The organism is Caballeronia terrestris, from assembly GCF_001544515.1.
Lineage (GTDB): Bacteria > Pseudomonadota > Gammaproteobacteria > Burkholderiales > Burkholderiaceae > Caballeronia > Caballeronia terrestris.
On the sequence record NZ_FCOL02000035.1, the window covers coordinates 1 to 21,886 of the forward strand.

The 21,886-nt window shown below is 62.2% G+C and carries 20 protein-coding genes, 1 pseudogene and 1 riboswitch; of the genes and pseudogenes, 12 read left to right on the plus strand and 9 right to left on the minus strand.

Features of this window, described 5'->3' with window-relative positions:
* Window positions 1–77: 77 nt before the first annotated feature.
* Window positions 78–362: pseudogene (locus AWB67_RS23700) on the minus strand (H-NS histone family protein); the annotation flags it as partial.
* A gap of 275 nt (window positions 363–637) precedes the next feature.
* Here AWB67_RS23700 and aqpZ point away from each other — a divergent pair.
* Complete coding sequence (gene aqpZ, locus AWB67_RS23705) at window positions 638–1,339, plus strand: aquaporin Z (RefSeq protein ID WP_087658663.1); 702 nt, start codon at window positions 638–640, stop codon at window positions 1,337–1,339.
* Window positions 1,340–1,412: 73 nt separating this feature from the next.
* Here aqpZ and AWB67_RS23710 read toward each other — a convergent pair whose 3' ends face one another.
* Window positions 1,413–2,360 (minus strand): glycosyltransferase family 2 protein, encoded by a 948-nt coding sequence (locus AWB67_RS23710; protein WP_087658664.1) that lies wholly within the window; start codon window positions 2,358–2,360, stop codon window positions 1,413–1,415.
* Window positions 2,361–2,385: 25 nt separating this feature from the next.
* Window positions 2,386–3,354, minus strand: coding sequence for a glycosyltransferase family 2 protein (locus tag AWB67_RS23715; RefSeq protein ID WP_087658665.1), 969 nt, complete (start codon window positions 3,352–3,354; stop codon window positions 2,386–2,388).
* 384 nt (window positions 3,355–3,738) lie between these two features.
* On the opposite strand from AWB67_RS23715, the gene AWB67_RS23720 reads away from it, so the two are divergent.
* On the plus strand, window positions 3,739–4,062 hold the full coding sequence (locus tag AWB67_RS23720) for a PXPV repeat protein (protein WP_087658666.1): 324 nt from the start codon (window positions 3,739–3,741) through the stop codon (window positions 4,060–4,062).
* Between the two features lie 58 nt (window positions 4,063–4,120).
* Here the strand turns inward: AWB67_RS23720 and AWB67_RS23725 are convergent, their stop codons facing one another.
* Window positions 4,121–4,960: a Cof-type HAD-IIB family hydrolase gene (locus AWB67_RS23725; RefSeq protein ID WP_087658667.1), complete on the minus strand. Its 840-nt coding sequence runs from the start codon at window positions 4,958–4,960 to the stop codon at window positions 4,121–4,123.
* Between the two features lie 59 nt (window positions 4,961–5,019).
* A complete protein-coding gene (locus AWB67_RS23730) occupies window positions 5,020–5,904 on the minus strand; it encodes a glucosamine kinase nucleotide-binding domain-containing protein (RefSeq protein WP_087658708.1) in 885 nt (294 codons plus the stop codon).
* 115 nt (window positions 5,905–6,019) lie between these two features.
* Between AWB67_RS23730 and AWB67_RS23735 the strand changes: the two genes are divergently transcribed.
* From AWB67_RS23735 to AWB67_RS23745, 3 genes are all read left to right on the plus strand, one after another.
* Entirely contained in the window at window positions 6,020–6,655 is a 636-nt protein-coding gene (locus AWB67_RS23735) for a DNA-3-methyladenine glycosylase I (protein WP_235025280.1), read from the plus strand.
* A gap of 468 nt (window positions 6,656–7,123) precedes the next feature.
* Complete coding sequence (locus AWB67_RS23740; RefSeq protein ID WP_087658668.1) at window positions 7,124–7,549, plus strand: hypothetical protein; 426 nt, start codon at window positions 7,124–7,126, stop codon at window positions 7,547–7,549.
* A gap of 17 nt (window positions 7,550–7,566) precedes the next feature.
* Entirely contained in the window at window positions 7,567–7,926 is a 360-nt protein-coding gene (locus AWB67_RS23745) for a hypothetical protein (RefSeq protein WP_087658669.1), read from the plus strand.
* A gap of 108 nt (window positions 7,927–8,034) precedes the next feature.
* Here the strand turns inward: AWB67_RS23745 and rpsU are convergent, their stop codons facing one another.
* Both rpsU and AWB67_RS23755 read right to left on the minus strand, forming a co-directional pair.
* A complete protein-coding gene (gene rpsU, locus AWB67_RS23750; protein WP_035942296.1) occupies window positions 8,035–8,247 on the minus strand; it encodes a 30S ribosomal protein S21 in 213 nt (70 codons plus the stop codon).
* Between the two features lie 315 nt (window positions 8,248–8,562).
* Entirely contained in the window at window positions 8,563–9,513 is a 951-nt protein-coding gene (locus AWB67_RS23755; RefSeq protein ID WP_087658670.1) for an aldo/keto reductase, read from the minus strand.
* Window positions 9,514–9,787: 274 nt separating this feature from the next.
* Here AWB67_RS23755 and AWB67_RS23760 point away from each other — a divergent pair, with 274 nt between their 5' ends.
* The 4 genes from AWB67_RS23760 to fliT all read left to right on the plus strand — a co-directional run bounded on the left by AWB67_RS23760 (window position 9,788) and on the right by fliT (window position 15,205).
* Window positions 9,788–12,202, plus strand: coding sequence for an HAD family hydrolase (locus tag AWB67_RS23760; RefSeq protein WP_087658671.1), 2,415 nt, complete (start codon window positions 9,788–9,790; stop codon window positions 12,200–12,202).
* A gap of 221 nt (window positions 12,203–12,423) precedes the next feature.
* Window positions 12,424–13,248 carry a flagellin domain-containing protein gene (locus AWB67_RS23765; protein ID WP_087658672.1) on the plus strand — a complete coding sequence of 275 codons (825 nt, stop codon included), beginning with the start codon at window positions 12,424–12,426 and terminating at the stop codon, window positions 13,246–13,248.
* Between the two features lie 175 nt (window positions 13,249–13,423).
* Window positions 13,424–14,872: a flagellar filament capping protein FliD gene (gene fliD / locus AWB67_RS23770; protein ID WP_087658673.1), complete on the plus strand. Its 1,449-nt coding sequence runs from the start codon at window positions 13,424–13,426 to the stop codon at window positions 14,870–14,872.
* A 30-nt stretch (window positions 14,873–14,902) separates the two neighbouring features.
* Window positions 14,903–15,205, plus strand: coding sequence for a flagellar protein FliT (gene fliT / locus AWB67_RS23775; protein ID WP_087658674.1), 303 nt, complete (start codon window positions 14,903–14,905; stop codon window positions 15,203–15,205).
* 134 nt (window positions 15,206–15,339) lie between these two features.
* Here fliT and AWB67_RS23780 read toward each other — a convergent pair whose 3' ends face one another.
* Entirely contained in the window at window positions 15,340–16,350 is a 1,011-nt protein-coding gene (locus AWB67_RS23780; protein WP_087658675.1) for a sodium:calcium antiporter, read from the minus strand.
* A gap of 89 nt (window positions 16,351–16,439) precedes the next feature.
* Window positions 16,440–16,620: riboswitch (yybP-ykoY riboswitch) on the minus strand.
* Between the two features lie 216 nt (window positions 16,621–16,836).
* On the opposite strand from AWB67_RS23780, the gene AWB67_RS23785 reads away from it, so the two are divergent.
* Window positions 16,837–18,423 carry an ABC transporter substrate-binding protein gene (locus AWB67_RS23785; RefSeq protein WP_087658676.1) on the plus strand — a complete coding sequence of 529 codons (1,587 nt, stop codon included), beginning with the start codon at window positions 16,837–16,839 and terminating at the stop codon, window positions 18,421–18,423.
* Between the two features lie 18 nt (window positions 18,424–18,441).
* Here the strand turns inward: AWB67_RS23785 and AWB67_RS23790 are convergent, their stop codons facing one another.
* Window positions 18,442–19,515 (minus strand): MBL fold metallo-hydrolase, encoded by a 1,074-nt coding sequence (locus AWB67_RS23790; RefSeq protein WP_087658677.1) that lies wholly within the window; start codon window positions 19,513–19,515, stop codon window positions 18,442–18,444.
* A 114-nt stretch (window positions 19,516–19,629) separates the two neighbouring features.
* Here AWB67_RS23790 and AWB67_RS23795 point away from each other — a divergent pair, with 114 nt between their 5' ends.
* Both AWB67_RS23795 and aceK read left to right on the plus strand, forming a co-directional pair.
* The gene (locus tag AWB67_RS23795) at window positions 19,630–20,052 is read left to right on the plus strand and encodes a MerR family transcriptional regulator (RefSeq protein WP_087658710.1); all 423 of its coding nucleotides are present in this window, start codon (window positions 19,630–19,632) and stop codon (window positions 20,050–20,052) included.
* A 25-nt stretch (window positions 20,053–20,077) separates the two neighbouring features.
* Entirely contained in the window at window positions 20,078–21,886 is a 1,809-nt protein-coding gene (gene aceK / locus AWB67_RS23800; RefSeq protein WP_087658678.1) for a bifunctional isocitrate dehydrogenase kinase/phosphatase, read from the plus strand.

Consider the following 21,886-nt stretch of genomic DNA (forward strand, 5'->3'; position numbering starts at 1 on the left):
GAGTTCGAAAAGTACAAGGCCACCTGATGAACGCCCCGAGGCGTCCACGAACAAAACCCAATTTTGCAGGTCCGACTAAGAAATCTCTCGCGATTCTTACCCGCAATCCAATTCGGCGGTTTGCCGCGGCCACTCCAGGTCGCGCCGGATTTCGGGTCCTGATACATCGGCGGCAACGGTTCTTTCCTCGGCGGACGCCCGCGCTTGATGAGCGTGAGCCCGAGGTCCTGCGCGGTCAGCCCGTATTCGACGATCTGCTGGCGGATCTTGGCCACCACGGCCTGCACTTCGTCTTGCCGGACGCGATCCGCCTGCGCCTGCAATTTCGATATCTGCGCTTTCAATTCGAGGTATTGCGACATTGCTTCTCCACTTTGTAATCGGAAATGGAGCAAAGCCTAGTCGTATCGAATAAAACTTGCAATTGACATCATCTATATTTTCAAAACGACGCCTTTACCAGAAAATCCGCTTCCGCCCGCTATCCCAAAAAGATTCTGCTTCGTTAAAGCCGCTTAACCATTTTTGACAAACTCGCGGGACCGCCGACATTAAACTTCGCACCCGAATGGACGCAATTGAGTCCGTTATGTCGCATTCCCCGGCTTTAATCAATCTTTTTAGGATAAGCAGAATCATGCAATTGGCAAAGCGTCTTGGCGCTGAAATGTTCGGTACGTTCTGGCTCGTGCTCGGCGGCTGCGGAAGCGCTGTGCTGGCGGCCGCTTTCCCCCACGTCGGTATCGGCCTTGCGGGCGTGTCGCTCGCGTTCGGCCTCACCGTCCTCACAATGGCGTATGCAATCGGCCACATCTCCGGCTGTCACCTGAACCCGGCGGTCAGCATCGGCCTGACGGTCGCCGGCCGCTTCCCGGTGCGTGAACTCGTGCCGTATATCGTCGCCCAGGTGATCGGCGCGACGATCGGCGCGTTCGTTCTGTCGGTGATCGCCAACGGCGCGCCCGGCTTCGACCTCGTCGCGAGCGGCTTCGCGACGAACGGCTTTGGCGAGCACTCGCCGGGCCACTACACGCTCCTCGCCGCGTTCGTGTGCGAAGTCGTGATGACGTTCTTCTTCCTGTTCGTGATCCTCGGCGCGACGGACAGCCGCTCGCCGTCCGGCTTCGCTCCGATCGCGATCGGCCTGTGCCTGACGCTGATCCACCTGATTTCGATCCCGGTCACGAACACGTCGGTGAATCCGGCACGTTCGACAGGCCCGGCGCTCTTCGTCGGCGGCGCAGCGGTCGAGCAACTGTGGATGTTCTGGCTCGCTCCGATCATCGGCGCGATCATCGCGGGCGTGGTTTATCCGTGCCTCGCGCGCTCGAAGAAGTAAGCGCAACGCCTTTAGCCGGCGGAAACGCATTGGAAACGGGCGCCTCGGCGCCCGTTTTTGTTTTCGCTTTTTTCTAGTGGCCGACGCTCAGCCTTTCCTGCATCTGCATGACCGTCTTGGCGACGACGATCAAACCGTTCTTCACCATATCGATGCTCTGTGCCGTCGTATTCAGGAGCGCCGCGTCCTGATTCGCGAGCGTCACGAAATGCCTGCGCGCGTTCGCGTACTGGCCGTGGCCTCTCGTCTGAAGCGACTGGCGCAGCCAGCGGTTGAGCAGCATCTGACGATGCAGCAGCATGTCGGCCTGCTGGGCGACCACGCAGTTGCCGAGGTCACTATCGGTTTCGCTGAAGCGGAAGTGATAATTGGCGAGCCGTTCCTCGATGCCGGCGATGTCCCAGCGCACCATCAGTCGCAGATACAAATCCCAGTCTTCGAAGACGCTAAGGTCGCGCGCGAACAAGCCGCCCGCCGCGATGACCGCCTGACGATCCAGCACGACGCCGCATAGTCCGAGAAAATTCTCACGCAGCATTTCGTCGAGACTGAGAATATCGGGATGAGAAATCTCGGGCCTGAATTCGGAGACTTCCAATAGATCGATACGGCCGCCGACGATCTTTTCCGACACCATGTGCAGCCGCGCCGCGACGCCCTTGACCGTGTTCACCCGGCCGCGCACGTCGGCCAGCCTCTGCATGCAGGTTTCGAGGAAGGCAGGATGCCAGGTGTCGTCGTCGTCAAGAACGGCGATGTGGTCCGTATCCAGCGCGCGAAAACCCGCGTTACCCGCTTCCGAGCGCCCCACGGACTCCGCGTGATGCAGCAATTCGATACGCTGCCGCGTCGACTCCGGCATCGAAGCGACGATCGACTCGACGATGCCCGGCTCGCCGCCATCGTTCACGAGCACGATTTTCCAGCGTCCGAACGTCTGCTCCTGGACGCTTTTGAGCGCGCGGCGCAGGAAAACGGGCCGGTTCTTGGTCCGGATGATGATGCCGACTGTGTCGTTCATGGATTTTTTCTATGCTCAGTTTCTATTACCGACCCGCATGAGCGGCCGGCAGGCTGTGCGCCAGCTTGTCGTCGACGTCCGCGAGTTGCTCGATGATGGTCGCGAGCACGTCCGACACGAGCGCGAGTTCGTTCAGCGACCGTTCAGCAGTCGCCGTGCGAATCTGCCCAAGCGAATGGAAGTTCTGTCTCAAATTCGCGTACTCACCGATGCCGGTCTGCGCAACCGATCGCTTCAGCCAGTCGTTCAGCATCGCCTGCTGGGAAATCGCGGCCTGCTTGCCTTGCGTGTAGACGGAATTGGCGAGTTCGGGATCGGTTTCAAAGGGGCGGCGGTGGTAATTCGCGGCATGGTCCGGGATCGTCAAAATGTCCCAGCGCAGCATGAAGCGGACGTACAGGTCCCAATCCTCCTGAATCGCCAGCGACGCGTCGAATAGCCCGCCCGCCTCGGCCACGGCGCGCCGGTCGAGCAGAACGCCCGACGGCACCAGTTCGCTCCCCTGCAACATCGCGTCGAGGCTCACGACGTGCGGCGTCGCCGGCCAGGCGTTGTACGGGGTGACGCGCAGCGTGTGGATGTCATTGCCTTCGATCCGCTCTTCCACCGCGTTCACGGCGACCGTAACACCGCGCACGCTCGGCAGTTCGCGGCGCGCGTCGTCCAGGGCATCGACCGTGATCGACAGGAAGTCGGGTTGCCAGGAGTCGTCATCGTCGAGGGTGGCGACGTATTGGGTGTCGAGTAGTGCAAAGCCGACGTTCCCCGTCGCGCTTCGACCGACCGACGCGGCGAGGTGAATCACCTGAACGCGCTGCGACACGTGCCCGGGCAACGCGCCGACGATTGCGTCCACTGGGCTGCTCTCTCCGCCGCCATTCACGATGACGAGTTTCCAGTCGTCGAAGGACTGGGCGCAGACGCTCGCCAGCGCGCGCTGAAGAAGGCGCGGCCGATTTCTGGTGCGGATGATGATCCCGACTTTCGCTGTCATGTGTCGTGAAAGAAATTTGAGACTGGTTTAACGGAGGCTATGGGGAGAATGTTAGTGGAGCGAGACGCGGTGCAAGCCGCTGAACAAACGGCGTTTATCCCCTTACTTCGCGCCTTCCGACGCTCGCGGCGGCGCCGAATATGAATCGCTGGCGACAAATGTAATGGACGTTTACAAGCCGGTCGGCGCGCATTGAACATTCGTTCGATTCTGGCGCCGGGCCGCGGCGGCAAAGGCATGCTGGACAAGGATCGGCCTCAGGCGAGGCCCACCGACAAAGCCTTACGCCGTGCTTGCACACGGTAACAACTCATCGAAGCATGTAAGACGGCGGACGCTTAAATTGGATTCATGCGACAGACGTCGCTTTCCAGGAGAAACAACATGAAGCGCATCGTCACCCACCTTCTCGTAGCGACGGGTCTTGCCATCGGCGCGGTCGGCGCGGCTCAGGCCCACACCGATCTCAACATCGGCCTCTCGCTCGGCGCGCCGGCCTATGCACCCGCGTATGCGCCTGTGTACGCACGGCCCGCCCCGGTGTATGTCCGCCCGGCGCCGGTGTACAGCGCGCCGCAATGGCGCCATGACGAGCGCCGCTGGAACGACGATCGCCGCGACAACGGCCGCTGGAACCGCACCGGCTGGGATCACGGCCGCGGCTGGGACAATGGGCACAACAACGGCGGCTGGAACCATCGCGGATAACGCGCGATGAAAGCAAAAAGGGAGCGCCGCGGCGCTCCCTTTTGCATGTGTCACTCAGTCAGTGTGATATTTGCCCCGGCGACGCCAGTTCGTCAACGATGCCGAACAGCTTGCGCAACTGATGCGCGACGCCCGCCTCGAAGTTGTTGCCGATGCGCGGCACGTCCGGCAGACGCTTCATCAGGTGCGGATTCGCGTTGCCCATCATGAACGGGTGACCGGCAGTTTCGAGCAAATCGATGTCGTTCATGTTGTCGCCGAACGCAACGCAGTGCGCCGTATCGAGGTCGAGTTGATCGAGCACGACTTTCAGCGCCCGTCCCTTTGAAACATCGGCCGTCATCACTTCGAGGCAGTCGGGCAGCGAATAGGTGACGTAGAGTGCTCCGCCGAATTCGCGTTCCAGATTCGCCGCCGTTTCCTCGAGATCCTTCGGCTCGCCGATATAAAGCACCTTCGCGACGCCCTCACCGTCGTGCTCGCGCAGGTCCATTACCTCGTACTTGAAGCCCGAATCCTGGTGAAAGACGAGCAATTCGGGCGCGTGGCGGTCGATCAGCCAGGCATCGTCGGCGAAAAGGTTCACGATCACGCGGCCTTCGCCGCCTGCCAGATCCGGCTGGACGAGACGCCGCACGGCCGCCGGATCGAGGTCGCGGGCGTAGATGCGGGTGTCGTCGGGGGCGTGAACGCGCGCGCCGTTCGACGTGATCAGGTACGCGTCGATGCCGAGCACGTCGCGGATGCCCGCGACGTCGCGATAATGCCGCCCGGTCGCGATGACGAAGCGCACGCCGCTCGCTTCCAGCCGGCGGACCGTTTCGACGGTGAAGGGATCGACTTGGTGATCGCTGTTGAGAAGGGTACCGTCGAGATCGGTGGCGATGATTGGGTACATGACTGCCTTTAGTGTGATTTGGCGCGAAGCCCGTCATTTTATCGCGTAGGCCGCGCTCTTCACGAGCGCACCGCCCGCCGCGCAATCTGCAACGCTCCCGCCGCCGAATCAGCGATCGGCGCGCGCAGTCGCCCCCGCACCGCAGCCGGAACGAACGCCTCGAACGGCGCGGCCAGCCCGCCGCACAAGGCTACCGGCAGCGCGCCGGCCGGATCGAGCGCGGCCACCAGCTTGCCGATCTCGCGCCCCGCGTCCGCCAGCAACGCCGCCGCAGCCGGATGGTCGCGATTCTCGAAGACGGTCGGCGCGAGCGTCGCGTAAGTCGTCTGATTGGCGCCGCTCAGCCACACGACCAAACCGTCGCGATCCACGCCGCCGGTACACGCGAGCAGCGCGTCCGACCACGTATCTGCGGGAGCGCGGCCGTCGAGCACCTGCTGAAGATGCACGATTGCCCGCAAGCCGAGCCACGCGCCGCTCGCCTCGTCGCCGCTCGGAAAGCCGTAGCCGCCCGCGATGCGCCACGCGCCCCGCTCATCGAGCACCGCCGCGATGCTCCCCGTACCGAGCGCGACGATCACGCCCGGCGCGCCGCCGTGCGCGCCGAGGAGCGTCGTGTAGGCGTCGCTTTCGACGGCGAGCGCGCGCATGTCCGGCGCCGTCGCGTGGAATTGCGCGAGCCAGCCGGCGTGGTTCACGCCCGCGAGCCCGCAGCCGAGCGCGCAGGCGCGCCAGTCGAAGGGCAAGGCGGCTGCCTCGAAGGCGCGCGCGCAGGTGGCTTCGATTTCGCGCCACGCGCGCTCGACGCCCAGTCCCAGCCCGGACGGGCCGCCCGTCGCGCGCGCCAGTTCGCGGCCGTTCACATCGGCGAGGACGACGCGCGTACCGCTGCCGCCGCCATCGACGCCGATCAGGTATTCGTTTGAGTGCTGTGATTTAGTCATGCCCGCAAGCTTACCGGCGCAGCCGCGCGCCGCCAATTGGCCGAACGGCCGACTGGCGCCGCGCGCGCATTCCGCTAAGCTGGCGCCAAACGAAACGAATCTACGGGAACGTGACATGACGAACGAACCGCATCGCTGCAGTTGGGCCTCCACCGAGGCGATGATTCACTACCACGACACCGAATGGGGCGTGCCTTCCCGCGACGACCGTCATCTTTTCGAGATGCTCGTCCTCGAAGGCGCGCAAGCGGGCCTTTCCTGGTCGACCATCCTGAACAAGCGCGAGGGTTACCGCGCCCTCTTCGACGGCTTCGATCTCGACAAGGTCGCAGCCTTCACCGACGACGACGTCGCACGCCTGATGGCCGACGCCCGCATCGTGCGCAACCGCGCGAAGATCGAATCGGCGATATTGAACGCCCGCGCGGTCCAGCGCATCCAGTCCGAGCACGGCTCCTTTGCGGCGTTCGTGTGGTCGTTCGTCGGCGACGCGCCCATCGACACACCGCGCTCCTCCTACAAACACGCGCCGGCGTCCACCGAAGAATCGGACGCGCTGAGCCGCTCGCTCAAGACTTACGGCTGCAAGTTCGTCGGCACGACCATCTGCTACGCGTTCATGCAAGCAACCGGCATGGTCAACGATCACGAAGTGAGTTGCCTCTCCCGCGCGTCGACGAAAGCGCCCACGAAAACGACGCGCCGCCAATCGGCGGACAAGCCGAAAAAATCTGCCCGTGACGTAAATTGACATTTCTTCAGCGGAAATATTTGCTTTTTAGCAACATTTAAGCGAAATTCTTCTCATGTATAGGGTAAATACGGATACTAGGCGATTTTTTGCAGTGAAGCACGCGAAAAGCCGCCTCCAGCAATGTTCCACGCCAAATTTGCCGCACTGCACGATCGTTCGCACCGTGTCAGAATTGCGTGCTCGCGTTCGCTAGCGCACTTTTTTACCGGGCCAAGTTGCTATAACAGGCGATGAAACCGTTTTACATTCGAGTGCGAACGCGTCGCGAGCACACGACGGCGCGCAATCCACAAGGCGCCGCGGGGCCGGGAAAACCCAAGCTCAAGTAGATTCAGGACTCGAAACATCACGCTCTTTATGTTGCCGTCCGCTCTAAGACAAACGGCACCGACGTCCGATACTGCAAGTGCAGGTTGCTCGAAATTCAACGATTGGCCGCTGCGCAGGGGCGCAGGGGGAACAAACATGAAAAGCCTGAACTTCCTGACACATCAGGAGATATTCAACCGCGCAGTGCTGCATCTCTTTGGTCAGGGACAAGCAGCGCTATTGCCCCACGGGGGCGGCGCGTATCGCGGATATTGCGGCGGCTGCCCGGTCGGCAGCTTCATCAAACCGCGCGACTACATGACCGCGATGGAAGGCGTGCCCATTCGCTACATCGCGAAAGCGCCGGACGTCGTGCCGGCCTACATGGATGTCGGCGTCGCGGCGCTCAAGCGCGCGCTGCTGCGCTCGCGCATCAATGTGTTCGATCCGACCACCGTCGAGCTGCTCAGTTGTCTGCAAAACGTGCACGACGTGTTCGGCAAATGGGAATGGCGCGAGCGGCTGGCATCGATCGCTCGTCAATTCGGCTTGTCGGCCGAGCTTCTGAAAACCGCTGCATGAGTGTTGCAGGTGTTGTGATGTTGAGCGCAAGAGACATTTACGAGCGCGTATGCGCGCATCTGCTGAAGCAGCGAGCCGTGTCGGAAGACGAAAACGGCTCGTGCCGGTTGCGTAGCGCGCACGGTCGCAAGTGCGCAATCGGATCGCTCGTCAAGGACGACGTCTATGACCCCGCGATCGAAGGCACGGGCATTTCGTATTATCGGCACGCGCAGGACGGCAAGCTGCTGCGCGCGCTGTATGCATCGGACGTGAATGCCTACGATCCGGGCATCATCGAATTGCTGTGCGAGCTGGAGCAAGTTCACGACGACGCCAGCGTCGACCAGTGGCCGCATTTGCTGAGCGCGCTCGGCAGGCGTCACGCGTTCATCTAAAGCACACACCCGCTATCCAAGCAAAAAGGCGGTGCGACCTTTCGGTCGCACCGCCTTTTTGCTTTGCCGCAGCCGTATCGAAATACTGACCGCGGCGGAAAAAGACGCTCAGTGCATCTTCTTCGGCAGCATCTGGCTGCGCAGGCGCTTGCGCAGACGGCTCACGGCCGCTGCCTTCTTGCGCTTGCGAGCCGTCGTCGGCTTTTCGTACGATTGGCGCTCACGCAACTCGGCGATCAGGCCGTTCTTTTCGATCGTGCGACGGAAACGGCGAATCGCCACGTCGAACGGCTCGTTTTCTTTCAAAACAATAGTGGTCATGGAATTCCTAAATCGCTAAACGTATTTTCTGACTGCGGGAAACGGATCTTGCGGCCCGTACCACGCGCCGGCACTCCGATCGTCCGCCCAACACGGCGGACACGAGCAAAGCGGCCACGGAGGCCGGAAAAGAGAGAGTTGGGATTCACCGCCGAAAACGGCATGCGCACTCGAGACGAAAATCTGAAATGACGCACTTTGGGCCGCCGGGCGCAGCGCAAAACACCGCGCCGTCGGGCAAAAATCTCGATTCGGGCGCGATGTTACCAGATCACGGAGCGATCGCCAAGCACCCAACTCACTGATGCAACTCGATTATTTCGCCGGAGCGCTGGCTTCGTCGAGAGCATCGAGGTCGTCGGCGGAAAGGGTCAGGCGGGTCGCCGCAGCCAGGCTTTCCAGTTGCGCCACCGACGTCGCGCTCGCAATCGGCGCCGTCACGCTCGGCCGCGCGATGACCCACGCGAGCGCGATCGTCGCGGGCGTCGTGTCGTTGCGCTTCGCCACGTCGATGAGCGTATCGACGATCCACAAACCTCGTTCGTTCAGATATTTCTCGACGCGCGACCCGCGCTTGGCGCCTTTCGTGTCCTCGATCGAGCGGTATTTGCCGCTCAGAAAGCCGCTCGCCAAGCTGAAATACGTCACGACGGCCAGTTTGTGCGCGGCCGCGACCGGTTCGAGATCCGTCTCGTAGCCTTCGCGGTCGTACAGATTGTATTCAGGCTGAAGCACCTGATACGCCGGCAATCCCTCCTCCTTCGACACCTTCAGCGCCGCCTCCACCCGCTCGCCGGAGTAATTCGACGCGCCGATCACCCGCACCTTCCCCGCCTTGATCAGCTTCTGATAGGCGCCGAGCGTTTCTTCGAAGGGGGTTTTGTCGTCGTCGAGATGGGAGAAATAGACGTCGATGTAGTCAGTTTTCAGGCGCCGCAAGGAATCGTCGACGGCGGCCGCGATGTTCGCAGCCGTTAGCCCCGGCCGCGTGCTGAGCATGCCGACCTTCGTCGCGAGCACGATCTTGTCGCGCTTGCCGCTCTCCTTGAACCACTTGCCGATGATGGCTTCCGACTCGCCGCCTTTGTGGCCGTCGATCCAGGCGGAGTAGACGTCGGCGGTATCGATGAAATTCAGGCCGTGGTCGACGAACGCGTCGAGGATGGAGAACGACGTGCGCTCGTCCGCCGTCCAGCCGAAGACGTTGCCGCCGAAGACGAGCGGCGCGACTTGCAGATCCGATGTGCCGATGTTGCGCTTTTGCATGTGTGCTCCGTGGAAGAAAGGGGCGATTCGAGCCAAAAGCATACGCCGGGCCGCCAGGCGCTGCAGCGCGTGCCGTCCCGCGGGCTGCGCGCCCAAGCCCCGAACTAAGGGCGAAACCGCCTCTTTTTCGGCAATTCCATTCGCGGGCGTTCCCCTACCATCAGTTCATCCCGAAAACCGCCGAAGAACCGTCTCGCGAGCGCGCTCGCAGTCGCCGCGGCACGAGTCAATCCCTTACGGCGCCGCAAGCGCCGGCCCAGGAGCACCCAGAGAAATGAACGACCGCAACGTCCCGGCCAGTGACCTGATGGCGGCATGGACCGCCAAACTCGAAGGCCGCAAGATGGCCACCTTCGACTGCTTCGACACCGTCTTCTGGCGCGGCGTGCTCGAACCTCGCGACGTGTACTACGGGCTCGCGGAAGATCCGCTCTTCGTCGAGCACCGCGTGAGCGCGCGCGTGCGCATGATGGCCGAATCCGAAGCCCGCACGAAGCACGTTTTCGCCAAGAGCATGAGCGAGGCCACGCTCGAAGAGATCTACGCCGTCTGCGCGCCACTTGCCGACGAGGCCACCGTGCGCGCCCTCGCCGCGCGCGAAGTGCAGAAGGAAATCGAGATCGGCTTCGTCTTCGAGCCGGTGCTGGCGCTGCTTCGCGAAGCGAAGGCGCGCGGCATCGCGGTCGCCATCGTCAGCGATACCTATTACAGCGAAGCGCAACTGCGACGGATCCTGTTCGCCACCGCGCCCGAACTCGAAACGCTCATCGACCATGTGTTCTGCTCGTCGGAACATGGCTTCGGAAAGTCGAGCGGTTTGTGGCCGAAGGTCATCAAGAAGCTGGGCGTCAGGGCGACGGAGATCCTGCACGTCGGCGACAACCACGTCGCGGACTATGCCGTTCCGACCTCGCTCGGCATCGAGGCCGTGCACTTCATGCAGCGCAACGACGAAATGGCGAAAAGCGATCGCCAGCGCCTGATCGCCGCGCGCCTGCTGTTCCCGTCGATCCGCGCGACGCAAGCCGCGCCGAGCCTCTACCACGGCATGCAGTCGCAGCAAATCAAGCGCGAGTGGGCGCCGCACGAGCGCGTCGGCTACTGGTCGATGGGTCCGATCATCTATGCGTTCGCGCAGTTCGTCCTCGACGCGCACCGCACGCTCACCGCGACCGGCAAGCCGCACAAGTTCGCCTGCCTGATGCGCGACGGCCATCTCGTCAAGCTCGCCTGCGATGCGCTGTCGAGCGAGATGAACGCCGGCGCGGTCTATCTGAGCCGCTACACGGCGGTCGCCGTCTCGTTCGACAGCGTCGAGAGCATTCAGCGCTACGCGGCACGGCACACCTTTGCGGCCAGACTTCCGATCGTGTGCGACCAGATGCTGATGCCGCTCGATCTCAAGCGGAAAATTCTCGCGCGGGCGAATAAAGCCGCAAATCCGGCGCAGGAATTCCGCCGCCTTCTGAACGAACCTGCGACGACCAAGGTCATTCTCAAGCAATCGAAGACGTTGCGCGAACGCCTGTTCCGCCATCTGCAGAACACCGTCGGCCTGGAACGCGGCGACACGCTCGTGCTGGTCGATCTCGGCTACTACGGCACGATCCAGAGCGCAATTGGCGATGTCTTCAAACGCAACTTCAATGTCGATGTGATCGGCCGCTACTTCGCCGCGCTCGATACGCCGGGCGGGCACCTCGACCGCGAAGCGCTCGTCGATACGAAATGGACCGACGAAAACGTCATCGAGACGCTGATCGCCCATATCGGCGATTTCGAGCAGATGTGCGCGATCAGCTCCGGCAGCGTGATCTCGTACGACGAGGCCGGCGACCCCGTGCTCGCCGACGTCAAGAAAGGCAGCATGCAGCTCGACACCACCGCCACGATCCAGCAGGCGTGTCTCGAATTCGTGCGCGACGTCGCCGCGACGGCGCCGATCCACCTGCCGAAGCTCACGCCCGAGGCACTGCGCGTCTCGGCGTCGATCGAACTGGCCCGGCTCGTCTATTTGCCGGAGCATGAAGAAATCGCACGCGGCGCCGACTCGCGGTTCGAGCTGAATGTTGGCACCGACATCGCCTTCGACGTGGTCGACGTCGAAGCGGGCATCCAGGGACTGCGCCAGCGCGGGCCGTTCTATATGCGCAGCATCGGCAAGGGATTCCGCACCGGGTATCCGTCGGAGATGCGCTACGCCGGCATCGATCAGGCGATTTTCCTGATGGCGATCCGCCGCCACCGGCTCGATTTCACCGTCGACGACACGTCGTACCGAAAACTCGAGATTCCGACGCTGTTCGTGCGCGGCAACGAGAGCGCGACGCAGAACGTCGCGGCGCGCTCCACGTTCGACGGTTACTACTCGGTCGTCCTTCCGCGCACGGAATTCGATACCGCGCTGATGGTCGGGCGGGAGTTGAGCTGGCTGCAATTGGAGTCGGCATCGACTTTCCCGGCGGAACTGCTCGATTCGAATATGGAATTCGATCGCCAGCGGCCGTTGAATCCCGGCAGCGAGATCATTTACGACGGAATGGCGGAGCGTGAACCGGGGATTTTCGAAATCAAGCCGAATGGCCTGATTTATTTGCCGGCCTCGCAGGACAAAACCCCGCAGGTGATGCGCCTGATATTCCGTCCGCTTGCAAAAGCGGCCCCGGAAGCCATTGCCAGCGCGGTCTGAGGCCTGAATACCCCAGCGGCCGCGGGCGGGCACTCCCCGCCCGCGGCCTTTTGCGCCGCCGTAAAGCGGCTTTCGCACAAAGAGTTGCAAGGGCCTAAAGTTTTTTTCGGGCGGCCCGATAACCTAGGTAAGGCGGTCAGCGCAACTCGTTAAAACAGCGCGACGCCGTAATCGATGTAAGCCTGAATGGCCTCCATACCTTAACGAGGGATCACAAAGTCATGTTGAATATCAATACCAACACGCTGTCGCAAACCACGCAAAAGAACCTCGCCGGTTCGCAAAGCGCCCTGTCGTCCGCGATCAACCGTCTTTCGTCGGGCAAGCGCATCAACAGCGCCGCTGACGACGCAGCAGGTCTCGCGATTTCGACGAACATGACGTCCTACGTCAACGCGCTGAACCAAGGCGTGTCGAACGCAAACAACGCAATTTCGATGATCCAGACCGCTTCCGGCGGCCTGTCAAGCACGACGGACAACCTGCAACGTATCCGCCAGCTGGCCGTGCAAGCTTCGGACGGCTCGCTCTCCGACACGCAACGCGGCTACCTGCAAACGGAAGTGACGCAGCGCCTCGGCGAACTGGACCGCGTGTCGAGCCAAACGACGTTCAACGGCCAAGCCATGCTGAGCGGCTCGATCTCGACGGTTTCGTTCCAGATCGGCGCAACGGCCAACCAGACGCTGTCGGTTGACTTCGGCTCGGTGTCGATGGGTGCGAGCGGCGTCTTCGGCTCGAACACGGTCGACGTCTCGACGGCAAGCGGCGCGCAAGACGTGATCGGCTATGTCGACTCGGCGCTGGACAAGGTCAACACGCTGCAAGCAACGCTCGGCGCTGAACAAAACCGCTTCACGTCGGCCATCAGCAGCCTGCAATCGCAATCGACCAACCTGAGCGCAGCGCAATCGGCCATCACCGATGCGGACTTCGCACAGGAAACCGCGAACCTGAGCAAGGCGCAGGTTCTGCAGCAAGCAGGCATCTCGGTTCTTGCGCAAGCGAACTCGATGCCCCAGCAGGTCCTGAAGCTCCTCGGTTGATTTCCCGGGAACATGAGGCTGGCGGCAAGGTTTCACCGTCGCCGGCTTCGCAGTAATCGACCTGGGAGGCTTGCCTCCCAGTCGGCGTTCCTGGACACCACGCGCCCTGGCATGATGTCCAGGAACGACCGATTAAAAGCCCACGTTTTTTCAAGAGACCAGCCCGGAACGCCCGATGACAACGACCTCGACCTCGTCTTCAACCGACGTCAGCAGCACGCTCGCCGCCGCGGCGCAATCCATCATCAGCGGATCGACGAAATCGGCGCTCGACGTGTCCACGCTCGTTTCGTCGCTCGTGGTCGCGAAGACCACCGGTCAGGCCACGATGATCGCGAACAAGCAGGCAAGCGACAACACGCTGCTGTCGGCCGTCTCGCAGATCAAGTCCGCGCTGTCGTCGCTGCAAAGCACGCTGACGGGGTTGTCCAACGGCACGTCGCTCGCCGCGTTCAGCGCGACCGCGAGCGGCAACGGCTTGTCGGCGACTGCCGGCACGGGCGCGGTGGCGGGCAGCTATCAGATCGCGGTCACGAGCGTCGCGAGCGCGCAGAAGATCACCTCGGGCACGATCGATCCGACGGCGAACCTCGGCACCGGCACGCTGACGCTCAATCTGGGCAGCAAGCAGATGAACGTCTCGCTCTCCGGTTCGAGCAACAAGCTTGCGGACATCGCGTCGGCGATCAACTCGGCGTCGGACAATCCGGGCATCAGCGCGACCGTCGTCACGGGCGATTCGGGCGCGCACCTCGTGCTCGCATCGACCTCGACCGGCGCGAGCAACACGATTACCGTCGGCACGAGCGGCACGCTCAGTTCCGCGCTCGGCTACACCGGCGCGTCGGACACGAACTACACGGTCTCGACGCCCGCCGCCGACGCCAAGTTCAGCATCGACGGCACGAACGTCACGAGCTCGACGAACACCGTGACCAACGCGATCGCGGGCGTCACGCTGAACCTTTCGTCGGCGTCCGCGGGCACGACGCAGACCCTCGCCGTCGCGCAGGACAACACGGCGCAGGCGAAGGCGATCACCTCGTTCGTCAACGCGTACAACTCGTTCGTGAGCCAGGCGGCCGCGCTCTCCAGCTTCGATTCGACCAAGGACGCCGGCTCGCAGGGCGGCGCGCTGCTCGGCGACTCCATGCTCCAGACGATTCGCGGCTCGCTCGCGACGATCGTGAGCGGCGGCGTCGCGTCGGGATCGGCGGGATCGATGGTCAACCTTGCGTCGATCGGCATCGATTTGCAGCCGGACGGCACGCTGCTCGCGGACAACACGAAACTGACGACGGCGCTCCAATCGTCGTCGAGCACGGTCCAGCAAATCTTCAATCCGACCAACGGCGTCGCCGCGCAACTCAACACGAAGGTGAACGCGTTCCTGACGACGGGCGGCATCATCGATTCGCGCACGACCGCGCTCAACGCCGACCTGACGAGCCTGACGAAACAGACGGCGACGCTGCAAACCTACGCCGACACGCTGACCTCGCAATACAACGCGCAATTCACCGCGCTGAACACGCTGATGGCGACGATGGCGAGCAACACGTCGTATTTGACGCAATTGTTCGGCGGTACGAGCAGCGCGGGCGCGCTCGCGACCAACAAGTAACGCACGGCACGAGTCGAGAAGGAGAATGAAATGAACCAGCAGCAGCTTCTTAAGAACGCACTGGAATTGACGCACGGGATCGCCGCGGCCGCACGCGCGGGCGACTGGATCGAGGCTGCGCGTCTCGCCGATGAACGTTCGCCGCTCCTGCTGCAAGTGCAGAACGATCAAGCCGACGCGACGCTCGCGCTCGTGCGTGAGATTCAGACGCTCGACGCAAGCCTCATGAGCGACGCGGACGATGCACGCATGTCGCTCGGCAACAACTATCGCGAGGCGATGGCGCGCACCACCGCCGCGAATCGCTATCAACAGGCTGCACGCCTGTTCTAAAGTTTTGCCGGCCGCTGCCGTTAATAAGAAATAAGAACAACAAGAACAACGCGCCGATGGATGGTGCGCTGCTTCGCTCTTCGATGCCCGCTTCGGCGGGCATTTCTTATTTGTGCAAGCGTTTCAGCACTCTTTCAGCGCCCGAGCGTCAGGCCGAGATACGCGCCGTACAGCACGCCATTTCCCAGCAACGCCCACAACACGACGCCATTGCGCCGCGCATTGAAGCGCAGCCAAGCCGCGGCCGCGAGCGTGATCAGCACGCCCGTCAGCACTTCGACGCGCGGTTCCCACGGTGTCAGCATGATGCCGATCGCGGGCAGAAGCGTGCCCTGAAAAACCATCGCGCCCGTGATGTTGCCGAACGCAAGCGTGTCCTTGCCGCGCCGCGCCCACAGAATGCTGTTGACCTTCTCGGGCAATTCGGTCGCGATCGGAATGATGATCAGCGACAGCAGCAGCGCCGACACCCCGAGCGCCTCCGACACCCCTTCCACGCCGTGGATGAACCCTTTCGCGCCGCCGACCAGAAGCGCGATCCCGATGGCGAACTGCAACGTGATGGTAGCGAGCGACGTCGGCAGGCCGAGCTTCGAGACGAAGAGACGCTCGGGCGCCTCGGTGCCGTGCCCGCTATCGACGAGCGCCGCCGATGCCCTGAATGTCGCGATCACGTAGACCACGTACACGCACACGAGCCCGGCCGCGAAGAGCGCGCGCACTTGCCATGCGTGATGCGGCACGAACATCGCGCCCGCCGCGATCAGGAACGCGCACAGAAAGAAGTTGAGGTCGCGCGTGAAGCCGGTGCGCTCGGGCGCGATCACGCCGCGCATGCCGCGCGACTTCAGGATCGCGAGGGTCATGAGGCATGTGGAAAGAGTCGCGAGCATCAGCGGCGCGCCGAGGATCGCGCCGACGCCGATTTCTTCGTTGACCGCCCGGCTCGCCGTGCCGCCGAGCAGCGCGATGATCGGCACGGTCGTCTCGGGAAGCGCCGTGCCGACCGCCGCGAAGAGCGACCCAGTGACGCCTTCCGATATGCCCATTCGCTCGCCGAGATGTTCGAGCGCGTTCGTGAACAGCTCGGACGCGACGAGGATGATCGCGAGCATGGCCGCGAGTTCGAGGAAAAGCAGTGTCATGCGGCACCTCGCGTCGAGGCGTGCGTGAACGAAACTGCGCTTAGGGGACGATGTTTTTTGAGTTCTGGGGACACGATGATTCCACGGTCGGACGTCAGCGAACCATGATGCATCGCGCGCCGTCCGACCAGGAACGACGCGATGCATCAATGGTCTCGCCAAACCGGACGCGTAAAACCCGCGGTCGAACGCGCCACGGCAGACAAGCCGAGGATGTTGACGCGTTCTCCTTCCAGGGCGGAAGGAAGGCTACTCCCCAAAGACGGGGTGAAGTGTAGCCCGGTCAAAACGATTCGGCAAGGCGCGCGGCTTGAGCCACGGCAAGAAGCGCATATGGATATGGCGATCGGATCGTTGTCGCTGCGGCCTTCGTTCGATACGCTACCGGCGCGGGCGCGCGCCTTGCATCGTCATCGCGCGTCGTCGAATCGAATAAGCGAAAAACGAACGTAAAGACTAATCGACCCAAGGGTCACGGGAGAACTCATGCGCCTCAAATTGCTCGCGGCCGCCGCGCTCGTCGCCACGCCGATGCTCGCAATGTCCAAGCCGCTCACCGTCTGCACCGAATCGAGCCCGGACGGCTTCGACGTCGTCCAGTTCAACTCGCTCGTCACGACCAATGCGTCGGCCGACGTGCTCTTCAACACGCTCGTCTCCTACGACGAAGCCGCGAAGAAAATCGCGCCGTCGCTGGCGGAGAAGTGGGACGTGAGCGCCGATGGCCTCACCTACACGTTCCACCTGCGCCCGAACGTGCAGTTCCAGTCCACCGATTACTTCAAGCCGACGCGCAAGCTCAGCGCTGACGACGTCGTGTTCACCTTCGACCGCATGCTCTCCGAGAGCAATCCGTGGCACAAGGTCGCCGGGGCAAGCGGCTTTCCGCATGCGCAATCGATGGGGCTCGTGAAGCTGATCAAGTCGGTAAGCAAGGTCGATGACAACACCGTGAAGTTCGAACTCAACGAGCCGAACGCGACCTTCGTGCCGATCCTGACGATGGGTTTCGCATCGATCTATTCGGCCGAATACGCCGATCAGTTGCAAAAAGCGAACAAGCAGACCGATCTGAACGCCAAGCCGATCGGCACCGGTCCGTTCGTGCTGAAGAGCTACACGAAGGACGCCGTGATCCGCTACGACGTCAACCCGACGTACTGGGGCCCGAAGCCGAAGATTGATCGCCTGATCTACGCGATCACGCCGGATGCATCGGTGCGCGCGCAGAAGATCAAGGCGGGCGAATGCCAGATCGCGTTGTCGCCGAAACCGCAGGACGTGATCGACGCGAAGAACGACAAGGCGCTCAAAGTGAGCGAGACGCCCGCGTTCATGACGGCGTTCGTCGCGCTGAACACGCAGAAGAAGCCGCTTGATAACCCGAAGGTCCGTCAGGCACTCAACGAAGCCTTCGATCGCACGACCTACATCAAGACCGTGTTCGACAACACCGCGACGCCCGCCGTAAATCCGTTCCCGCCGAATACTTGGAGCTACGACAAGGCGGTGAGCCCGTACGCCTATTCCGCCGACAAGGCGAAGAAGCTGCTCGCCGACGCGGGCTTTCCGGACGGCTTCGAGACGACGATCTGGGTGCGTCCGAACGGCAGCGTGCTCAATCCGAATCCGAAGGCCGGCGCCGAACTGCTGCAGGCCGATCTCGCGAAGATCGGCGTGAAGGCGCAGGTGAAGGTGATCGAATGGGGCGAGCTGATCAAGGAAGCGAAGCAGGGTCAGCATGACATGCTGTTCATGGGCTGGGCCGGCGACAATGGCGACCCGGATAACTATCTGTCACCGCTCTTTAGCTGCAATGCGGTGAAGTCGGGCATCAACTTTGCGCGCTACTGCGATCCGCAACTCGACAAGCTGATCGCCGACGGCAAGGCGACCGCCGATGTTTCGAAGCGCACGAAAGCGTACGGCGATGCGCAGAAGATCATCCACGATCAGGCGCTGTGGATTCCGCTCGCGTATCCGACAGCCGCCGCGCTGACGCGCGGCAACGTCAGCGGTTATCACGTGAGTCCGTTCGGGCGGCAGAACTTCACGGGCGTCGTAGTGCAGTAGCCCTCTTCGATGGCGTGGTTACGCGGGAGCAAAGCGGATCACGCCATCGTCATCGATTTGGCACTTCAGCTCGCCTTCGAGCCACAGCAGATGCAAGTGCGCGAGCGCTTCGCCTAGCGCGAATGTCATCTGATGAATATCGAGCTTGCGTTTGAACATCATCGGGACGATTTCAGCGGCGCTTTGCGGCTTGATCGAACACGCTTCGCGCACTTCGGCGAGGCGCGCCTTGTGATGATCGCGTAACTGCGCGATACGCGTGTGCATGCCGCGAAACGGCTTGCCGTGCGACGGCAAAACGAGCGTGTCGGCGGCCATCGTTTCGTAGCGTCCGAGCGATTCCAGATAAAGCGCAAGCGGATTGCCTTCGGGCTCGATATCGAAGACAGAGACGTTCGTCGAGATGCGCGGCAGCACCATGTCGCCGGAAATCAGCACGCCTGCCTCCGCGCAGAAGAGCGCGCTGTGCTCCGGCGAATGGCCATAGCCCGCCACCACTTGCCATGCGCGGCCGCCTATCGTCAGCGTATCGCCGTCACGCAAGCGGCGGAATTGCGGCGGGATCGAAGGCACGAGCGTCGGGTAATAAGTGTCGCGTTTGCGCAGCGCATCGAGCGATGTCTCGTCGTTCAGGCCGTGTCGCGCGAAGTGGCGCGCGGCACGCTCGCCGCCCGCATTCGAGCCGTCGCCGGCGGCCATCACGCGACCCATCGCATATTCGCCTAGCGATATCCACAGGCGCACGTTCCAGCGCTTTTTGTCGCCGCCGTTGCAGATCCAGTCGGCAAGGCCCAGGTGGTCCGGATGGCAATGCGTGACGATCACGCGCAGCACCGGCAGGCCTTCGAGCAGCGTGTCGAACACGCGCTCCCAGTTCGCGCGGATCGTCTCGCTTGCAATGCCGCAATCGACCACCGTCCAGCCGCGCACGCCGTCGATTTCGTCGCGCATCAGCCAGAGATTGATGTGATCGAGCGCGAACGGCAGCGGCATACGCACCCAGAACACGCCGGGCGCGGCTTCCATGACGCCGCCGGCTTCCGGCAAGGCATCGGCAAAAACGTAGTCGAGTTGATGTTCGAGGGCGTTCATTCGCGCATGGGTCTCCGGGTTGCGGCGCCGTTGCAATTTGCCGAGGTTGACGATAACGTAAACGTACATATTAACGTCCACGGACTGATCGCGCTCGAACTTCGGCGCCCGGCGATGAATCAACAGACGCAATACACGATCACCGAACTCGCGCGCGAATTCGAAGTCACACCGCGCGCCATTCGCTTCTACGAAGACCAGGGCCTGCTTGCGCCGACGCGCGAAGGGTCGGGCGGATTGCGCCGCGTGTACTCGCCGCGCGACCGCACGCGGCTCAAGCTCACGCTGCGCGGCAAGCGCCTCGGCTTCACGCTCTCGGAGATTCGCGTGCTGCTCGATCTCTACGATTCGCCGACGGGCACCGTCTCGCAACTGCACGCGTTCCTCGATACGATCGCCGCGCATCGCAAGGTTTTGGAGCAGCAACTGGAGGACCTGAACGCGACGCTCGCCGAACTCGACCAATACGAGCAGCAAGGCCGTGCGCTCCTTTCAGCGAGTGCTGAAAAGCGCGCGCGCAAATCGAAGGCGGCATGACCCTCCCACGACGCGCTGAGTCGATATGAACCACTTCCCCAAACTGCTCTCGTCGCAAATCGGTTTCGATCTCGCGCAGACGATGCTCGAAGGATTCGATCGTCACTACTGCGTGTTTCGCGATGCCGCGATCAAGGCGAAGACGCTGTTCGAAGAAGGCGACTGGAACTCGCTGCAGCAGCTTGCACGCGAGCGGATTGCGTCGTATGACAATCGCGTCGACGAATGCGTGATGCTGCTTGAGGACGAATACGACGCGGAAAACATAGACGACGAAATCTGGCAACAGATCAAGCTGCACTACATCGGCTTGCTCACGTCGCATCGTCAGCCGGAGTGCGCGGAGACGTTCTTCAACTCGGTGTGCTGCAAGATCCTGCATCGCTCGTACTTCAACAACGATTTCATCTTCGTGCGGCCCGCGATTTCCACGGAGTACATCGAGAACGACGAACCCGCCGCGAAGCCTACATATCGCGCGTATTACCCGGCGCGGGATGGCCTTGCCGCGACGCTCGAACGCATCGTCACGAATTTTCAGTTGAACCCGCCGTTCGAGGATTTGCAGCGCGACGTGCAGTGCGTGATGCAATCGATGAGCGAAGTCCTCGGCGACTTCAAGGCGGCGCCGAATTTTCAGATTCACGTCTTGTCGTCGCTGTTCTTTCGCAACAAGGCCGCTTATATCGTCGGGCGCATCATCAACAGCGACAGCGTCGTGCCGTTTGCCGTGCCCGTGCGCCACACGCAGCCGGGCCTGCTCGCGCTCGATACCGTGCTGCTGAGCCGCGAGCAACTGCTCATCATCTTCAGCTTCGCGCATTCGTATTTTCTCGTCGACATGGAAGTGCCGTCTGCTTACGTGCAATTCCTGCGCACAATCATGCCGGTGAAACCGAAGGCGGAACTCTATACGTCGGTGGGCTTGCAGAAGCAGGGCAAGAACCTCTTCTATCGCGACCTGCTGCATCATCTCTCGCATTCGAGCGACCAGTTCATCATCGCGCCCGGCATCAAGGGTCTCGTGATGATCGTGTTCACGCTACCGTCGTTTCCGTACGTGTTCAAGATGATCAAGGATTACTTCCCGCCGCCGAAGGACACGACGCGCAAGAAGATCAAGGACAAGTATCAGCTCGTCAAACGTCACGACCGGCTGGGACGCATGGCCGATACGCTCGAATATTCGAGCGTCGCGCTACCCGTCACGAGGCTCGACGACGCGCTGATCCGCGAGCTGGCGAAAGAAGCGCCGTCGATGATCGAATACGAAGGCGACAATCTCGTGATCAAGCACGTGTACATCGAGCGTCGCATGGTGCCGCTCAACCTCTTCCTGCAAAACGGCAGCGATGCGGATATCGAGCACGGCATCAAGGAATACGGCGATGCGATCAAGCAACTGATGCAGGCCAACATCTTTCCGGGCGACATGCTGTACAAGAATTTCGGCGTGACGCGGCACGGCCGCGTAGTCTTCTACGACTACGACGAGATCGAGTACCTCACCGATTGCAACGTGCGCAAGGTTCCGCCGCCGCGTTACGAGGAAGACGAGATGTCGGGCGAGCCGTGGTACACCGTGGGCCCGCACGACATCTTTCCGGAAACCTACGACACGTTCCTGCTCGGCGATCCGCGCGTGCGAGAAGCCTTTATGCGCCTGCACGCCGACTTCTTCGATCCCGAGCTCTGGCAACGAAACAAGGAACAACTGCTGCGCGGCGAACTCGCCGACTTTTTTCCCTACGAGCGTTCCGCCCGTTTCTGCATCCGCTATCCGGAGCGCTTCGGGCAGGATTCGAACTCAACCACCTCCGCACGCGCCGCGTGA